The organism is Haloferax volcanii DS2 (assembly GCF_000025685.1).
GTDB classification, from domain to species: domain Archaea; phylum Halobacteriota; class Halobacteria; order Halobacteriales; family Haloferacaceae; genus Haloferax; species Haloferax volcanii.
This window is the reverse complement of record NC_013967.1, coordinates 1542535-1559079: the sequence shown is the minus strand read 5'-3', so window position 1 is coordinate 1559079 and position 16545 is coordinate 1542535. Positions and strand designations below refer to the sequence as shown.

Sequence of the window (16545 nt, the reverse complement as noted above, 5' to 3'; positions counted from 1 at the left end):
CGTCGCCTACGCGTCGATGGCGCGCGCGAGCACCTCGACGGGGTGCGGCGGGTCGTCGGTCGCGCCGTCCATGTCTTCGAGTTGCGTCCGACACGACGCGCCGGGGGCGACGACCACGTCGCCGGGGCTCTCGGCCACTTGGCCTTCGAGGATGTCCCCGATGGCCTTCGACATGGAGTAGTGTTCGGCCTCGTAGCCGAACGACCCGGACATCCCGCAGCACGTCGAGTCCAGCGGGTCCACCTCGAAGCCGGCGCGGCGGAGGACGCCCACCGCGTGGTGGTCCTTCTTCGTGGACTTCTGGTGGCAGTGGCCGTGGTACGTCAGGGAGTCGTCCTGCGGGCGGAACGACAGCGACTCGTCCAGCCGGAACGCGTCGACGTACTCCATGACGCCGTAGGCGTTGGCCGAAACGGCCTCCACGTCGTCGCCGGAGAGCAGGTCGAGGTAGTCCGACTGGAACATCACCGCGTCGGAGGGCTCACAGAGGACGATGTCCCAGCCCTCTTCCACGGACGGTGCGAGCACCTCGACGTTCTGTTCGGCGTCGGCGCGGGCCTTGTCGAGAAAGCCCTTCGAGTGCGGCGGCCGGCCGGAGCCGGCGACGCCGTCCGGAATCCGGACGTGGACGTTCGCGGCCTCCAGCACCGCCACGGCGGCCTTGCCGACCTTGGGGTGGTTGTAGTTCGTGTAGGTGTCGGGGAACAACAGCGCCTTGCGATCGGCCTCGGCCTTCGGGACGCCGGCTCCTCCGCGGCTCTCGAACCAGTCGACGAGGCTCGTCGAGTGGAACGTCGGGAGCGAGCGCCCCTTGGCGATACCGACGGTCTTCTCCATGACCGTCCGCGCGCCCGGAACTTTCGTCGCCGCGTTGGCGAGCGGGGCGAACGCCGACCCGAGTTTGGAAAGCGAGTCGATGTTGGCGAACAGTTTGTCGCGGAGGCTGGAGCCGTTGCGCTGGTGGTACTCGTGGACGACCTCGGCTTTCATCTTCGCCATGTCGACCTCGCTCGGGCAGTCCTTCGAACAGCCCTTACAGCCGACACAGAGGTCGAGAACCTCGTCGACGAACTCGTCGGTGAACATCTCGTCTTCCGGGAGCCCGCCGCTCATGGCCTGCCGGAGCATGTTGGCGCGGCCGCGAGTCGCCTGAATCTCCTCTTCGGCGGCGCGGAACGTCGGGCACATGACCCCGCCGACCGTGGACTGCTGGCCGCGACAGCCGGCACAGCCGTGGCAGAGTTCGACCATGCCCTCGAACCCGTTGTCGTTGTCCCAGTTCAGCGCCGGTTCGAAGCCGGCCTCGAACTCGTAGTCGGGCGAAAACCGGAGGTTCTCGGTCATGTCGTAGTCGCCGCAGATGTTCCCCGGATTCAGGAGCCAGTCGGGGTCGAACGCGGTCTTGAGGTCGCGGAAGACGTTCCAGAGGTGGTCGCCGTACAGCTTGCGGTTCCACTGGGTCCGCGCGCGGCCGTCGCCGTGTTCGCCCGAGACGGAGCCGCCGTACTTGACGACCAAGTCCGTCACCTCGTCGGCGATGGCCTCGAACGTCTCGACGCCCTCGGCGGTCTTCGTGTTGACCAGCGGGCGGATGTGCAGAACGCCCGGCCCCGCGTGGGCGTAGTACGACGCGAAGGTGTCGTGTTCGTCGAGAATGTCTTGGAAGTCCGAGACGTACGCCGGGAGGTTCTCGGCCGGGATGGCGGTGTCCTCGATGTACGCGATGTGCTTCTCGTCGGTCGTCCGACCGAGGAGAATCGGGAGGCCCGACTTGCGCATCTTCCAGAACTTCGCGCGGGTGTCGGTGTCGTGGGCCTCCATGAAATCGGTCGCACGGCGTTCCGTTTCGGTCACCGAGGCCGAGCCCTCGTCGGGGGCGAACTCGGTCCCGTCGGGGTCGATGACGCGGTCTTCGATGAGGTTCGCCACCTTCTGTTTGCCCTCGTCGTCGGAATCGGCGTAGAACTCCACGAGGAGCGTCGAGTCCGTCCCCTCGGGGAGCATCCCGACCACGTCCGCGAACTCGGCGGTGTCCCGAGCGAGGTCGAGCAGCACGTCGTCCATCACCTCGACGGCCGCGGGTTCGTGTTCGAGGATGGGCGCGACGTCGTGCATCGCGTCGATGACGTCGTCGTAGGTGAGAAGCGCCACCGACGCGGTGTTCGGAATCTCCTCCAGCGAGACGGTCGCCTTCGTCACGATGCCGAGGGTGCCCTCGCTCCCGGCGATGAGCCGACCGAGGTTGACGCGGCCGGCCTCCCAGTCCTCGTCGATGCCGGTATCGTCCGGCGTGCGGCGCTCGCCGCGCATCTCGTCGACGAGCATGTCGAGGTTATAGCCCGAGACGTTGCGCTTCAGGTCGGGGAAGCGCTCGGAAATCTCGTCGGCCTCCTCGTCGAGTATCCGCGCGATTTCGGCGTAAACGCGCGCTTCGAGGTCGCCGTCGGGGTCGCCGGACTCGCGGAGTTCGTCGACGCTCACTTCTCCGAACGTCGTCACCGTGCCGTCCGCGAGGACGACTTCGAGCTCCTCGATGTAGTAGTCGGTCTTGCCGTACTTCAGCGAGTGCGAGCCGGTGGAGTTGTTGCCGATTGCGCCCCCGAGCGCGGAGCGGTCGCCCCACGCCGGGTCGGGCGCGAACTTCAGGCCGTGGGGGGCGAGTTCCTCGTTGAGTTCGCCGAGGCGGACGCCCGCTTCGGCCGTGGCCGTCCGCGCCTCGGGGTCGATTTCCTCGACGCCGCCCATGTGGCGAACGAGGTCGAGGACGACGGCCTCGTTGACGGTCTGGCCGGCGAGGCTCGTGCCGCCGCCGCGGGGGAGAACGGGAATCTCGCGGTCGGCGCAGTACTCCATCACCGCCGCCACGTCGGCCGTCGAGGTCGGCATGACGACGCCGATGGGGACTTGCTCGTAGGCTGACGCGTCGGTCGCGTACAGCGTTCTCGTGTAGGTGTCGAAGCGCACGTCGCCCTCGACGAGGGATTCGAGGTCTTCGACCAGCCCCGGCCGCTCGACGTCGTCGCTGACGTAGTCGTAATCGCCAGCGAGCGCGGGGTCGGTGGCTGGTTCGTGCGTGTTGGATGCCATTGATTAGCTCTGTCGTATGTCGGTTTGCGTGAACGGATAAAGACACCCGGTGACGGGCGTCGCTCCGGGTCGCGCGCGGGTGGTTTGCGAGTCGATTCGCGGCCCGAATCGAGTCGGGTCGGTCCGGGTCGGTCCGGGTCGTTCCGGGTTTGCCCGGGGTAGTGTGGGTCGGGACGACGCAACTCGGGACGAGTCAGGTCGCTCCGAGCCGGGAGCCGACCGGTCAGAACACGCCCGGGAACAGCACGTAGCTGAACAGGAGCGTGAGGACGCCGGTCGCGGTCCCGTAGTACAGAAGCGGGATGAGTTCGAGGCGGATGACGCGGCCCTCCTCGCCGACGAGGCCGACGACCGCGAGCGCGGCGACGACGTTGTGGACGGCGATGAGGTTGCCGATGGCCCCGCCGACCGCCTGCGCGCCCAGCATGACGGTCTTCGGCGTGCCGATTTGGTCAGCGACGCCGTACTGGAAGGTGCCGAACAGGATGTCGGAGACGGTGTTCGACCCCGCGAGGAACGCGCCGAACGCGCCCACGAAGGCGGCGAAGAACGGGTAGACGCCCCCCGCGATACCGGCCATGCCCTCCGAGAGGACGATGAGCATGCTGTCGGTGCCCGTGGCGTTCCCCGACTGGAGCATGATTTGGACGGTCGCGACCGCGAACAACAGCGCGACGACCGCCGGAGTGACTTTCTCGACGGTCTCCGCCCACGTCGCTTTGACCTGTCTCGCGTCCATGTCGTGGAGGCCGATGGTGACGGCGTGGACCACGAGGAACACCGCGCCGGGCAGGTAGAGCAGTTGGAAGTCGCCGGCCAACCCCGTACCCCAGATATCCGCGTACTCGAAGACGAGATTCGACGTGAGGAAGCTCGTCAGCGGGTCGAACACGCGGGTGACAACGAGGAGCGCCGCGACGAGGACGTACGGCGTCCACGCCTTCCACAGCGACATCTGCTTGACGGCTCCGCCGTCGGCGGCGACCGCGCCGCCGCGCTGGCTCGTCTCGCCGGGTTGGATGTCACCGACCCAGTGGTCTGGCCACTCGGTCTGCGGCGCGAAGTCCCACTCCTCGTCGGGGTGGAAGAAGCCGGCTTTGAGCGCGGAGACGGTGAGGAGCAGTCCGACCATCGCGCCGACGAGGCCGGGGAACACCGGGCCGAGGAAGTAGGCCGTCAGGAAGTACGGCACCGAGAAGGACGCCCACGCGAACAGCGTGAGGGGCAGCACTTCGAGCGCCGGCTTGATGGAGCGCTCCTCGCCGAAGAAGCGCGTCATCATGGCGACGCCGATGAAGGGGAGCACAACGCCGACGACGACGTGGTTCATCGCCGCGAAGACGGCGATTTCGGAGACCCACTGTTCGACGCCCATGCCCTGCGCGTCGAGCGCGTTCGTGATGACCGGCACGTCGTCGAAGATGTCTATCATCCCGATGATGAGGGGCGTGCCGACCGCGCCGAAGGTGATGGCCATGAGGTTCCCCGTCAGCGCGACGACGACGGCCGCGAGCGGCGGGAAGCCGAGGCCCACGAGGAGCGGGCCGACGATTGCCGCGGGCGTGCCGAAGCCGGCGGCCGCCTCGATGAACGACCCCATGAGGAACACGAGCATGACGACCTGTACGCGGCGGTCCTCGCTGATGGAGGCGAAGCCGTTGTTGATGGCGTCGAACGCGCCCGTCTGCTTGAGCGTGTACAGGAGCAGAATCGCGCCGAAGACGATGTACAGGATGTTCGAGGCGGTGATGAAGCCGTTGATGGTCGAGGCGATAATCCACTGCGGCGTCATGCCCCAGCCGAGGACGCCGGCTCCGATTGCGACGACCCACGCGACGGGCATCGCCCGCGTCGCGGGCCAGTACCGCCCGACCATCAGATAGGCGATGGTGATGAGCGGGAGCAGTGCGATGAGCGCGTTCGTCGCGCTAACCATGCCGCACACCTCCGCAGTTCGTTCCAGCCTGTGCCGTTCCAGATTCGTGCCTGATGCGGTGCATCGTGGCATCCGCTACACAACTTTTGTGATATATATCTATCGTTCGTCGCTATTCATGGCATATCGGTTGGGGCCGCCTTACTCGGAGTAAACAACCCAGTACACTCGTGGATATTCGGACAAATACGCGGTTAAACGCCGAATCCGTGTTCTACATGGTCTATCCTGTCGGTTCGCGTTCGGAGTCGATTTTGGGAAACCGATTCTCGAAATAGCCACTACACACGTCTTTCATGGCTACAACACACGAATGAACTGGTGATTCACTCGTGTGTAAAGGCTTATGCAGTCGTATGAAAAGGAATTCTCATGGGCGATGAGTCTCGCGCGCGCTCTCGGAACGAGCACGGACAGTACGTGGGACGCATCTCGCTGGATGCCGTCTTGGAGGTGTTCGAGGCGCGCGACGACGCCGCTCGCCCCCTGACCGCCACCGACGTGATGGAGGCGCTCGACTGCTCGCGGCGTACCGCGCACAACAAACTGAACGAACTCGAAGCACGCGGCGACCTCGCGACCCGGAAAGTCGGCGCTCGGAGCCGGGTGTTCTGGATTCCGATGCCCGCCCGCGGGGAGCCGACTGCGGGGCGGGCCGCCGACTCGACTGACTCGGCTTCGACCGCCGAAACCGCGGCCACGGACGAGGTGGAGGCCGACGGTTCTGACGACCTCGACCACCCGCCCGCCGTCTCGTCGGCCATCGAGCGCGCCGACCTGCCGGGGAGCGGCCCGATGCTCGACGCTCGCCGCGAGGCGCTGTCGGCGGCGTACCAGTACCTCACCGACCACCCGGAGGCGAAGAAGGCGGATTTCCTGCGGGACGTGTACTACGACTACCCCGCCGGCTTCGAGTCCGCCGAGGGCTGGTGGAACGCGATTCAGCCGGCGCTCAAGCAACTGCCCGGCGTCGACCCGCCGGAAGAGCGCGGCCACATCTGGCACTTCCTCGGCGGGTAGTCCGGTTTTCGAACGCGACAGCCACCCTACGAATTTATACACCATCGGGCCACAATTCCGGCAAACGCATCGATGTCAAGCGATTCGCCGTCCGATAGTGTCGTTCCGGGGGGTCTCGTCTCGTGAGCGACGGTCGCCCCGGTTCCGACGCCGACGGGTCCGCGCGGTCGGACGCGCTCGACGACTCGGACGACTCGGACGAGTCTAACCCGCACCCCTCGGCGTCCGCGCCCTCGACGGAGCCGAGCGTCGCCGGCGGCGACGACGTCTACGCCTCCGAAGTCGAGGGAAAACAGTACCGCGGGACGTGGTATCTCCCGCTTCGCTACGAGGAGTTGGAGGAGTCCGACGACTCGGACGACTACCCCGAATCGGGCGAAGGCGGGTCGTTCCGCCTCGCTGATCTCCCGCGCGTCCCGCGGGTCGGCCACGTCGTCGGCCCCTCGGCCATCATGCTCGGGGCGTCGCTCGGGAGCGGCGAGACGCTCTTTTGGCCGGTGTTGACCGCGCAGTACGGTTGGGCGGTGTTCTGGGCGTTCGTCGTCGGCGTCTTCACGCAGTTCCTCATCAACACGGAGCTTCAGCGCTGGACGCTCGCCACCGGCGAGAGTATCTTCCGCGCGTTCGCACGCGTGGGGTCGTACTGGCCGTGGGCGTTCCTCGTCGGCGGGCTCATCAGCCTCGGCTGGCCCGGGTGGGCCGCCGGCGCGGCGCAGGTCGCCACGACGGCGCTCGGACTCGACGGGACGGTGGCGCTGTTCGGGGCGTCGCTCGCGACGTGGAAACTCGTCGCCGCCGCCCTCATGGGCGTCATCTGGCTCTCGTACCAGGTGTCGTCGGTCATGTACAACGCCGTCGAGGTGTTCCAAATCGGCCTCCTGTTCGTCGCCATCGGCGCGGCCCTGCTCCTCGTCGCCGTTACCGGCTCGTGGGTCGAGTTCGCTGACCTCCCCGCGGCCGCGGGGTCGGTCGGAACGCTCCCCGAGGGGCTGGACATCGCGGTCTTCCTCGGCGGCCTCGCCTTCGCCGGCGCGGGCGGCTACCTCAACCTCTCCCAGAGCCTCTGGATGCGAGAGAAGGGCTACGGCATGGGCAACTATCAGGGGCGCGTGAAGAACCCGCTCCGCGGCGACGACCCCGAACCCATCGAGCGCGACGGCTTCGCGTTCCGCCCGACGCTGACGAACCTCCGCCGCTGGCGCGGCTGGTGGCGCGTCGTTCAACTCGAACACCTGCTCACGTTCGCGTTCGGCCTGCTCCTCGTCGCCCCCGCGCTGATGAGCGTCGCCATGCGCTACGCCTCGGGGTCGACCGCCAACGCCATCCAGATGTGGCTCGGCGACGTCGTCCCGCTTTTAGGCCCGGTCGGCTCGTTTCTCGTCTTCTCCGTCCTCTTCGTCGCGCTGTTTACCACCGAGTACGCCATCGTCGAGTCGTTCGTCCGCAACAGCGCCGACGCGCTCTACGAGTCCTACGGCCGCGAGGCCGGCTGGGACCTCCCGAAACTGTTCTGGCGGCTCCTCACCGCTTTCTGCGTCTGGGGCGTCGTCATCATCCTCCTGTTTAGCTCGCCGTTCGAGGGCCAAGAGCCGTTTTTCTTCCTCGTCGTCGGGGCCGCGATGTCCGGTGTGATGATGTGGCCCTACACCGCGCTCGTCCTCGTGATGAACACGACGCGGCTCCCCGAACACGTCCAGCCCGGCTGGGCGCGCGTCGTCGGCATGTGGTGGGCGACGGGCTTCTACGGCTACTTCAGCGTCCTCCTCATCGGGACGTGGCTCAACGGCCTCGGGGTCGCGACGTTCCGAACGGTCCCGACGGTCATCGGGAGCGGGACCGGCGGCTACCTCCTCTGGGCGGGCTACTTCGCCGTGCAGGCCTACGCGGTGGCGAAGTCCGCCGCCGGAAAGCGCGAGGCGGCCGGCACGGTCGCCGACGCGGACGAGGCGGTCGGCCGGTTCTCCTGACCCCTATCCTTCATAATTAACCGACAGCGTGGTGCTCGAACCCGAAGAACGATTATGTAGAACGCGCTAGCTCAACGTATGTCAACCGGCACGGTTGCAACGTTCGAGGACTCGCTCGAACGACTCGAAGTAGGCTGGACACACGCGTCGCCCGACGGGCTGGCGGACGTACTCGAAGAACACTGTCCGGAGCCGGCCGTCGGCGTGGAACTCCCGTACGACGGCGTCGACCTCCCCGACTGGGTGAACACCGACCCAACCCCCGCGGACCTCCGCGGGGCGAACGCGGGCGTCACGGCGGCCGGTCTGGGTATCGCGGACTACGGGAGCGTCGTCGTGCAGGGCACGCCCGACGGCATCGAACCCGTGAGCCTGTTCGGCGACCTCCACATCGCCGTTCTCCGGCGGTCGGACATCGTCCCCGGAATGCCCGAGGCGTTCGACTGGCTGGGCGAGGAGTTCCGCACGGGCCACTCCTCGGCCATCATCGCCACCGGCCCCAGCGCCACCGCCGACATGGGCGCGCTGGTGAAAGGAGCGCACGGCCCGAAGGACGTCCACGTGGTGATTCTCGATGAGTAAGGCGCGCGAGGCCAAGGCGGCGAAGATTCGACAGCTGATGGAGACCGAGGGCGACGCCGTCGGCACGAGCACCCGCGGATTCAACGAGGGCCGCTACGAGTCGGTCCAGTCGCTCGACGACTACGAGGGGCTGAAGTCGGAGGCGCGGGCCATCAAGGAAGACGCCATCGAACGCCTCCCCGAACTCATCGACCAACTGCGCGAGACGGTCGAATCCAACGGTGGCACGCTCTACATCGCCGACGACGCGGCCGACGCGAATCGGTACGTCCGCGAGGTCTGCGAGGACAAGGAGGCCGAACGCGTCGTCAAGTCGAAGTCGATGACATCCGAAGAAATCGAGGTCAACGAGGACCTCGAAGCCGCCGACATCGACGTGGTCGAGACCGACCTCGGCGAGTGGGTCTTGCAGGTCGCAGACGAGTCGCCGTCGCACATCGTCGCGCCCGCCATCCACAAGTCGCGGGACGCTATCGCCGACCTGTTCAACGAGACGTTCGAGCCCGACGAGCCCCTCGAAACCGCGGAGGAACTCACCATGTTCGCCCGCGAACAGCTCGGCGACCTCATTGAGGGTGCGGACGTGGGGATGACCGGCGCGAACTTCATCACCGCCGACACCGGCACGATGGCGCTCGTCACCTCCGAGGGCAACGCCCGGAAGACGGCTGTCGTCCCCGACACGCACGTCGCGGTCGCCGGCGTCGAGAAGGTCATCCCGACCGTCGAGGACCTCCGGCCCTTCGTCGAACTCATCGGCAAGTCGGGGACGGGACAGGACATCACCTCCTACATCTCGCTTCTGACGCCGCCGGTCGAGTCGCCAACCGTCGATTTCGACGCCCCCGACACGCCGCTTTCGGAGACCGAGACGGACCGCGATTTCCACCTCGTTCTCATCGACAACGGGCGGTTCGACATGCGCGAGGACGACCAACTCCGCGAGACGCTCTACTGCATCCGGTGTTCGGCGTGTTCCAACGTCTGCGCCAACTTCCAGCACGTCGGCGGCCACGCCTTCGGCGGCGAGACCTACTCCGGCGGCATCGGCACCGGCTGGGAGGCCGGCGTCGAGGGCCTCGACAGCGCCGCCGAGTTCAACGACCTCTGTACCGGTTGTAGCCGGTGCACCACCGCCTGTCCGGTCGAAATCGATATCCCGTGGATTAACACGGTCGTCCGCGACCGGGTCAACCGCGGCGAGGTGTCCGAACTCGACTGGCTCGTCGAGGGGCTCACCCCCGACGAGGAGCCCGGCGGCGTCAGCCTCCAGAAGCGCTTCTTCGGCAACTTCGAAACGGCCGCGAAGGTCGGGAGCTTCTTCGCCCCGGTCTCCAACTGGGCCGCCGGCCTCGGCGTCTCTCGGGACCTCATGGAGCGGTTCCTCGGCATCGACGCCCGCCGCGAACTCCCCGAATTCCAGCGCGAGACGCTGAAAGACTGGTTCGAGAGCCGCACCTCGCGTGTCGACGACCCGGTCCGCACCGCCGTGCTCTACCCCGACGTGTACACGAATCACGTGCAGGTCGAACGCGGGAAGGCTGCCGTCCGCGCCCTCGAAGCCCTCGGCGTCGACGTCGTCGTCCCCGACGTTCGCTCGTCGGGCCGCGCGCCGCTCTCGCAGGGCATGATTGCGACCGCGGAGGACCACGCCCACGACGTGTACGCCGGCCTCGCCGAGCACATCGACGACGGCCGCGACATCGTCGTCATCGAGCCCTCTGACTTGGCGATGTTCCAAAGCGAGTACGAGAAGTTCCTCCCCGAGAAGTCCTTCGAGCGCATCTCCGAGGCCAGCTACGAGGTCATGGAGTACGTCTTCGGCCTGCTGGACAACGGCGCTGACGCCGACGCGCTGTCGGCGGGCGCGGGCGAGGAAATCGCCTACCACAGCCACTGCCAGCAGCGCACCCTCGGCCTCGAAGGCCACACCGAGGCCGTCCTCTCGGACCTCGGCTACGACGTCGCCACCTCCGACGTGGAGTGCTGCGGCATGGCCGGCTCGTTCGGCTACAAATCCGAGTACTACGAACTCAGCGTCGATGTCGGCTCCGAGCTACGGGGACAGTTCCAGACCGACGAGAACAGAGACCGCACGGTCGTCGCCAGCGGCACCTCCTGTCTGGAACAGCTCGATTCGCTCCTCAGCCGGCCGACGCAACACCCGATTCAACTGGTCGCACCGCGGCGGTAACGCGCCCCGTCTCGACCCCGGTCTCGGACGTCGGCCGCGACGCCCTTTCCCTGTCTTCTCAACCGAACAACACGTCTTCGTCCGGTGATTTCTCGCCGGCGTCGGACGCCCGTCTGCCGCGCGTCTGCGCCCCGACTCGCGGGCTACGAACAATTAAGACCCGGCATCCCATGTTGGCGGATATGGACGGGACGCCCGAAGAGATTACGACGCTCGTAGGCCGAGAGGTCTACTCGAACAACGGTGTGTTCGTCGGCGAGGTCGAAGACGTCCGCCTCGACTTGGACCACGAGACGGTCACCGGCCTCGCGCTGACGGCGCTGAACGACGAACTGTTCCGTAACCAGATCGAACCGGGGAAGGGCGTTCTCATCCCGTATCGGTGGGTCCGCGCCGTCGGCGACGTCATCCTCATCAACGACGTCATCGAACGCCTGAAGAACCCAGAAGAAGACGAAGAGTCGCTGGTCGCCTGACGTTCTAACTCCCGTTTCCGCTCTCGCTGCCCTCGACGCCCATCGCACGGAAGAGCTTGCGCTTTACCGCCTCTTCGGTGAGCTGCAAGAGCGTGTCGCGGTTGTCGTCGTTGGACTCGATGCCCGTGAAGATGCCGAGCGGAATCTCGACCGACCCCTGCGTGGAGTGGCCGCCGGCCTCACCGATGCCGGTGAAGGCGTCGCTCAGAATCTTCCCGATGTTCATGCGGATGTCCTTCGACCGCGCCGCGAGGTAGATGGTATCGTCGGCGATGCCGAACACCGCCGTCGTGGTGATGCCCTCCAGATTGAGGAGGTGCTGGGCCGCCTGCGTCAGCGCGTCGCGGTCGCGGATGAACCCCGCGTTCGAGACGAGATGCGAGCCCTGTACGTCGCGGTTCTGGATGGCCTCGGCGAGCACGTCCAGCGTCTCCGGCGACATCGACGGCGACTCCACTTTCTCCAGGGTATCGTGGTCAGCGAAGGGGTAGAGATACGCCGCCGCGGTCAGGTCGGCGGGCGTCGTGTCGCGCTTGAAGTCGAGCGTCTCGGCGCGAATCCCGTAGAGGAGCGCCGTTGCCACCGCCTGTGATGGGCTGAGGTCGAACTCCTGAATGTACTTCGTGAGAATCGTCGAGGTCGAAGAGACGTTCGGCCGCACGTCGGTAAAGCGGGCGTCGATGCCGTCGTCGGGTTCGAAGTGGTCGATAAAGACCGTGATGTCGGCATCGCCGAGGTCGGGCATTCCCGACTTCATGTGGTCGACGAGCGCGACCGCGCCGTACTCTTGGAGCGGTTTCGAGTCACTCCGCGGGGTGAGTTCGATGCCGAGGATGTTCACGAACGCCCGGTTCTCCTGATGGCCCATATCGCCCGAGTAGAGGATGTCGGCCTCGACGTCGTACTCGCGGGCGATGGCTTGGAGGGCGACCGCCGAGGCGAGCGAGTCGGGGTCGGGGTTGTCGTGGGTGAGGATTGCCATCCCGTGGTCGGTGTCGCGCAGGATATCGGCCAGTTGGCGGGCCTTGTATTCGAGTTCGCCGGACTCGACGCTTCGGAGCGCGGAGTCCGCGATGACCTCGGAGGGGTTGATGACCACGTCGGCACCGAGCTTCGTCAGTTCGTCCTCGGAGACGGGGTCCGAAGCGCGGACGACGATGAACTGGTCTTCGTCGCGGTCGCGGATGGTCGAGACGGCGGCCTTGTTGGCCTCGACGTCCGACGAGAGGATGAGAATCACGTCGCGTCCGACGACGGCGTCGGCGAGCTCCGGGTCGGCGATGTCCGTGGTCTGCGCGTTCAAATCCTGGTCGCGCAGGGCTTCGACGCGGCTTTCGTCCTTGTCGAGGATGAGGACGTCTTTTCCCTCGTCTGTCAGTTCCTCGGCGACCGCGTGCCCGACGCTCCCGCAGCCGAGTATCGCGTACGTAGACATCGAGGAAATGCTGACCCCTGCACTCATCGTTGCCCGCTACTCCGGTCGGCCGCCACTTAACACCCACCGTTTGTTCGTTGTTTCTTGCGTGTGCGTCCCTGCCGTCGTCGTGCAGAAAGGAAAGTCATTTTACCCACCGGCAGTTACGAGAGATTGCAAGGGCCGGTAGCTCAGTTAGGCAGAGCGTCTGACTCTTAATCAGACGGTCGCGTGTTCAAATCGCGTCCGGCCCATTCCTTCATCTCAGACTCACTGCGGTAGTCGGAGCGCCGTCCCGACCGTTCGTATCGGATAGCCGACTCGCTTACACCCTCGGGTGTTTTATGCCCCGCTCCGAACGCTACCGACTATGAACCAGAGCGACAGGACCGAACTGGTCCTCGTCTTCATCGCGCTTCTCGTCGCCATCGTCTTCGGCCTGGCCATGGGCATCGGGGACCGCTTCGACGCCGACCGGTTCGTCGCCGCGCTCACCCCGGACCTCGGGGTGTTGTTCGGGGCCGATGTCGTCGCGGGCGCGGTGCTCGTGGCGCTCTTCGGCGGTCTCGCGGTCGGTGCGAAACTGCTGTTCGACTCCTGACTACCGCCCGAGCGCGACCCACGAGTTCCCGCGGCCCGGCGACGGCGCGAGTCGAAGCGGGAACTCCGACTCGGTCGTCGCCGAGGCGAGTCGCTCCCGCAGGCCCGAACTCGCACACCCCACCACGGTTCGCAGTTCTCCGGTTTCGACTACGCGGACGGTCATCGCGCCGTGGTCGTTCATCTCCCGCTCGACGCGGACGAGGCGCGTCTCCGCACCTCTCGCCGCCGTCTTTCCACCCACCAGCTCCATGCTAACATATCTCTCGTCGTGAGTGATAAAGCTCACCGCCGTTATTCGCGGGGGCTTTAGGCCGTCCGCGGCGACGGCCGGTTCCGGAACTTCTTTTCGCCGGTTGGCCGCACACAGCCCATGGACCGCACCCGTCTCAGATTCTGGACGTTGTATCTCACTCGGTTCGCCGGGGGGTTCGGCTTCATCACGCTCGTCACCCTCCTCCCGAAGTACATCAACGAACTCGACCCGGGTGCGGTCGCCGTCCCCGAACTCGCGCTCGGCGGGCTCGCACTCGGCGGGTTCTCCCTCTCTCGTGGCTTCGTCATCGGGATGTTCACCACCGGCTTCACGCTCGCCCAGACCGTCGCCGTCGTGCCCTTGTCGTGGGCCGGCGACCGCTACGACAAACGCCTCGTGCTCGCGGGGACGGTCGGCCTCGGCGCGGTCGTCTACGCCGCGTTCCCGCTCGTCGACTCCAGTCTCTCGTTTATCCTCGCGCGGGCCGCACAGGGCGTCGCCGTCACCGGCGCGGGGCTGATGTCGCTCGCGCTCGTCGGCGAACTCGCCCGCGAGGGAACGCGCGCGAACCACATCGGGAAGGCGAACGCCGCCCGCTTCGCGGCCTCCATCCTCGGTAGCGTCAGCGCCGGTATCCTCTACGACCTGTTCGGCTTCACGCCCATCTTCATCGTCATCACGATTCTCCTGACCATCGCCGTCGTCGCCATCTGGGTGTTTCTCCCGCCGGACGAGACCCGCATTCGCGGCTTTCCGTTCACGGACCTCGCGCTCAACGAGCGCATCCTGACGATGGCGACGTTCCGCGTCCAGTACGCCGTCGCCGTCACCCTCGTTCGGACGTGGGTCCCCATCTACGCCGGCGTGTCGGCGGCCTCCGGCGGTCTCGCCTACGGCGGCATCGCCGTCGCCGCGACCGTCGTCGCCGAGAAGTTTACCAACATGCTCTGCCAGCCCTACACCGGCCGCATCTCCGACGGCTACGGCCGGGCGCGGTTCGTCTTCGTCGGCGGCGGCCTCTACGGCCTCATCGCGCTCGCCGTCCCCTTCTCGCCCGCGGTCGGCGAGGCGCTCGCGCTCCCCGCGGCGTTCCCCGTCCTCGGCCCGCTCTCGCCCGCGTTCCTCCCGCTCGTCGGCCTCGCGGGTCTGCTCGGCGTCGCCGACAGCCTCCGCGAACCGGCCAGCATGGCGCTGTTCGCCGACGAGGGCTCCGGCGGCGCGGGCGTCGCCAGTAGCTTCGGCATCCGCGAACTCCTCTGGCGACCCGGCAGCGTCGTCGCTCCCCTCCTCGGCGGCTATCTCATGGCCGAAGTCGGCATGGAGTGGGTGTTCTTCGTCGGCGGCGCGACGGCCATCACCGGCGTCCTCGCCTTCCTCGCGGCCCTGACGTGGTCCCACGGGACCGACGCGCTCACGGCGTGGTAGGACTTCGTGCGTTTTGTATCGTGGTATCTGATTTATTCTGCCCCGGCCGGACTTCTCCCCGCCCGTTCCCATTCCCCGACAGGCGGGCCTAGGGTCATTATCGTGTCACTCGTATCACACGGTATGGACCACCTCGAAACCCCGGCGGTACACCGGTTGCTCACTTCGCCCGCCGGCCGACTGTTGACCTCGCGCCCGTTCGAGGCGTTCAAGACCCGCTCGCTCCCCCGCGAGTCCGGCGTCGTCCGCGCTCGCGCCGCGGCCGACGTGGCGCTCTCGGAGGGCCCGGAAGCGTTCCTCCGCGAGGTCGGCGCGCCGCCCGCGCCGCACCTCCACGACCGAATCGAACGCGCCCTCGCGCGGTACGCCCGCCTCCGCGGCGCGTACGACGAGACGATGGACCGCTGGGAGCGCGTCTTCTGGGGCGACGGCGAGTCGACGCCCGACGAGCGCGTCGCCGTCGAGCGAGAGCGCCGCGAGGTGTCGGAACGGCGGGCCAAACCGACCGACATCTTCGGCTTCCTCTCGAAGGAACACCTCGTACCGCCGGTGAAGTTCGAGACACCCCCGCCCGAGGACGCGCGGACCCGCTGGCACCACGAACTCGCTGAACCCGAGCGGCTCTACGGCTTCGTCGAGTCCAGCGCGGCCGAGGAGTTCCCTCGCGTCGAGCGCTCCGCGACCGTCCGCGGGCCGGGAACCGTCGAGTACCTGCTTCGCTTCCGGTCGCCCTCGCCGCACCTCAGCGACCGGGCGACCGCGCGGGTGTACGAACCCGTCGACATCGACGCCAACACAGACGGCGACGTCGACCTGCCGACGCTCGTCTTCCACTCCGGCTGGGGGATGTTCGACGACCAACTCACCTACTGGCCCGAAGAGGAGTCTGTCGCCCGCGCGCTCGTCCCGGAGGGCTACCGGGTCATCCTCCCCGACGCGCCGTGGCACGGCCGCCGCGAGCTACTCGGTCGATACAGCGGCGAGCCCTACATCGCCCGCGCGCCAGTCGGCCTGTTCACGCTCTACTCGGCGGCCGCGCTGGAGACCGCCGTCCTCATCGACTGGGCGCGGACCGAGGGCGCGCCGGCTGTCGGCGTCGGCGGCGTCAGCCTCGGCGGGACCGTCGCGCTCCACGTCGGCGGCCGGTGCGGCGACTGGCCCGAGTCGATGCGCCCCGACCTGCTGTTCCCCGTGGGAATGCCCGGCGCAATCGACCAGACGCTCCTCGCGGGCGGCCTCACGAAACTGCTCGACATCGACGACGCGCTCGACGCGGCCGGCTGGACCGGCGCGGCGCTCCACGAGTTCGCGCCGCTGTTGAATCCACCCAAAACGCCGTGTCTCGCGCCCGAACGCGTCTTCTCGTTCGTCGGCAGCCGCGACGAGATGGCTCCCGCCTCGACGGCCCGCGCGCTCCTCGACGAGTGGGGCGTCCCGCGGCCGAACCGCCGCGAGTGGGACTGCGGACATTTCGGCGTGCTCGCACACCTCATCAGGGACGAATCGTTCCGAACGACGGTCCGGCGAGAGTTGGACGCGGCGGCGCGGGACCGCCGAAACAGAGAATCAGTTACCGCCTGAGCCGACT

Annotated in this window: 12 protein-coding genes and 1 tRNA gene; 9 read left to right on the top strand and 4 right to left on the bottom strand. The window is 67.2% G+C overall.

The window, feature by feature from the left end; all coding sequences use genetic code 11:
• Positions 1–6 precede the first annotated feature (6 nt).
• Together HVO_RS12860 and HVO_RS12855 are read right to left on the bottom strand one after the other, a co-directional pair.
• Positions 7–3087 carry an FAD-binding and (Fe-S)-binding domain-containing protein gene (locus HVO_RS12860; RefSeq protein ID WP_004041586.1) on the bottom strand — a complete coding sequence of 1027 codons (3081 nt, stop codon included), beginning with the start codon at positions 3085–3087 and terminating at the stop codon, positions 7–9.
• Positions 3088–3310: 223 nt separating this feature from the next.
• Entirely contained in the window at positions 3311–5023 is a 1713-nt protein-coding gene (locus HVO_RS12855) for an L-lactate permease (protein WP_004041585.1), read from the bottom strand.
• A gap of 372 nt (positions 5024–5395) precedes the next feature.
• Here HVO_RS12855 and HVO_RS12850 point away from each other — a divergent pair, with 372 nt between their 5' ends.
• The 5 genes from HVO_RS12850 to HVO_RS12830 all read left to right on the top strand — a co-directional run bounded on the left by HVO_RS12850 (position 5396) and on the right by HVO_RS12830 (position 11262).
• Positions 5396–6043 (top strand): helix-turn-helix domain-containing protein, encoded by a 648-nt coding sequence (locus HVO_RS12850; protein WP_004041584.1) that lies wholly within the window; start codon positions 5396–5398, stop codon positions 6041–6043.
• A gap of 122 nt (positions 6044–6165) precedes the next feature.
• Positions 6166–8010 (top strand): Nramp family divalent metal transporter, encoded by a 1845-nt coding sequence (locus HVO_RS12845; RefSeq protein WP_004041583.1) that lies wholly within the window; start codon positions 6166–6168, stop codon positions 8008–8010.
• 78 nt (positions 8011–8088) lie between these two features.
• The gene (locus HVO_RS12840; RefSeq protein ID WP_004041582.1) at positions 8089–8592 is read left to right on the top strand and encodes a LutC/YkgG family protein; all 504 of its coding nucleotides are present in this window, start codon (positions 8089–8091) and stop codon (positions 8590–8592) included.
• Positions 8585–10786 carry an LUD domain-containing protein gene (locus HVO_RS12835; protein ID WP_004041581.1) on the top strand — a complete coding sequence of 734 codons (2202 nt, stop codon included), beginning with the start codon at positions 8585–8587 and terminating at the stop codon, positions 10784–10786. The genes HVO_RS12840 and HVO_RS12835 overlap by 8 nt, the downstream gene beginning before the upstream one ends.
• Positions 10787–10968: 182 nt before the next feature.
• On the top strand, positions 10969–11262 hold the full coding sequence (locus tag HVO_RS12830; RefSeq protein ID WP_004041580.1) for a PRC-barrel domain-containing protein: 294 nt from the start codon (positions 10969–10971) through the stop codon (positions 11260–11262).
• 4 nt (positions 11263–11266) lie between these two features.
• On the opposite strand, the gene HVO_RS12825 is transcribed toward HVO_RS12830, so the two are convergent.
• Entirely contained in the window at positions 11267–12724 is a 1458-nt protein-coding gene (locus tag HVO_RS12825) for a DHH family phosphoesterase (RefSeq protein WP_004041579.1), read from the bottom strand.
• A 132-nt stretch (positions 12725–12856) separates the two neighbouring features.
• Here HVO_RS12825 and HVO_RS12820 point away from each other — a divergent pair.
• A tRNA-Lys gene (locus HVO_RS12820) sits at positions 12857–12930 on the top strand.
• A gap of 116 nt (positions 12931–13046) precedes the next feature.
• Positions 13047–13277, top strand: a complete 231-nt coding sequence (locus tag HVO_RS12815; protein ID WP_004041578.1) for a hypothetical protein — start codon at positions 13047–13049, stop codon at positions 13275–13277.
• Here HVO_RS12815 and HVO_RS12810 read toward each other — a convergent pair whose 3' ends face one another.
• A complete protein-coding gene (locus HVO_RS12810; protein ID WP_004041577.1) occupies positions 13278–13529 on the bottom strand; it encodes a hypothetical protein in 252 nt (83 codons plus the stop codon). It abuts the gene before it with no gap.
• Positions 13530–13649: 120 nt separating this feature from the next.
• Here HVO_RS12810 and HVO_RS12805 point away from each other — a divergent pair, with 120 nt between their 5' ends.
• Positions 13650–14957 carry an MFS transporter gene (locus HVO_RS12805; protein WP_004041576.1) on the top strand — a complete coding sequence of 436 codons (1308 nt, stop codon included), beginning with the start codon at positions 13650–13652 and terminating at the stop codon, positions 14955–14957.
• 123 nt (positions 14958–15080) lie between these two features.
• On the top strand, positions 15081–16538 hold the full coding sequence (locus HVO_RS12800; protein ID WP_004041575.1) for an alpha/beta hydrolase family protein: 1458 nt from the start codon (positions 15081–15083) through the stop codon (positions 16536–16538).
• The last annotated feature ends 7 nt before the right edge of the window (positions 16539–16545 follow it).

Coding starts and splice junctions, on each gene's coding strand:
- HVO_RS12850 (WP_004041584.1), top strand. CDS start 5,396: ATGGGCGATGAGTCTCGCGCGCGCTCTCGGAACGAGCACGGACAGTAC.
- HVO_RS12810 (WP_004041577.1), bottom strand. CDS start 13,529: ATGGAGCTGGTGGGTGGAAAGACGGCGGCGAGAGGTGCGGAGACGCGC.
- HVO_RS12805 (WP_004041576.1), top strand. CDS start 13,650: ATGGACCGCACCCGTCTCAGATTCTGGACGTTGTATCTCACTCGGTTC.
- HVO_RS12825 (WP_004041579.1), bottom strand. CDS start 12,724: ATGAGTGCAGGGGTCAGCATTTCCTCGATGTCTACGTACGCGATACTC.
- HVO_RS12815 (WP_004041578.1), top strand. CDS start 13,047: ATGAACCAGAGCGACAGGACCGAACTGGTCCTCGTCTTCATCGCGCTT.
- HVO_RS12855 (WP_004041585.1), bottom strand. CDS start 5,023: ATGGTTAGCGCGACGAACGCGCTCATCGCACTGCTCCCGCTCATCACC.
- HVO_RS12860 (WP_004041586.1), bottom strand. CDS start 3,087: ATGGCATCCAACACGCACGAACCAGCCACCGACCCCGCGCTCGCTGGC.
- HVO_RS12835 (WP_004041581.1), top strand. CDS start 8,585: ATGAGTAAGGCGCGCGAGGCCAAGGCGGCGAAGATTCGACAGCTGATG.
- HVO_RS12800 (WP_004041575.1), top strand. CDS start 15,081: ATGGACCACCTCGAAACCCCGGCGGTACACCGGTTGCTCACTTCGCCC.
- HVO_RS12830 (WP_004041580.1), top strand. CDS start 10,969: ATGGACGGGACGCCCGAAGAGATTACGACGCTCGTAGGCCGAGAGGTC.
- HVO_RS12840 (WP_004041582.1), top strand. CDS start 8,089: ATGTCAACCGGCACGGTTGCAACGTTCGAGGACTCGCTCGAACGACTC.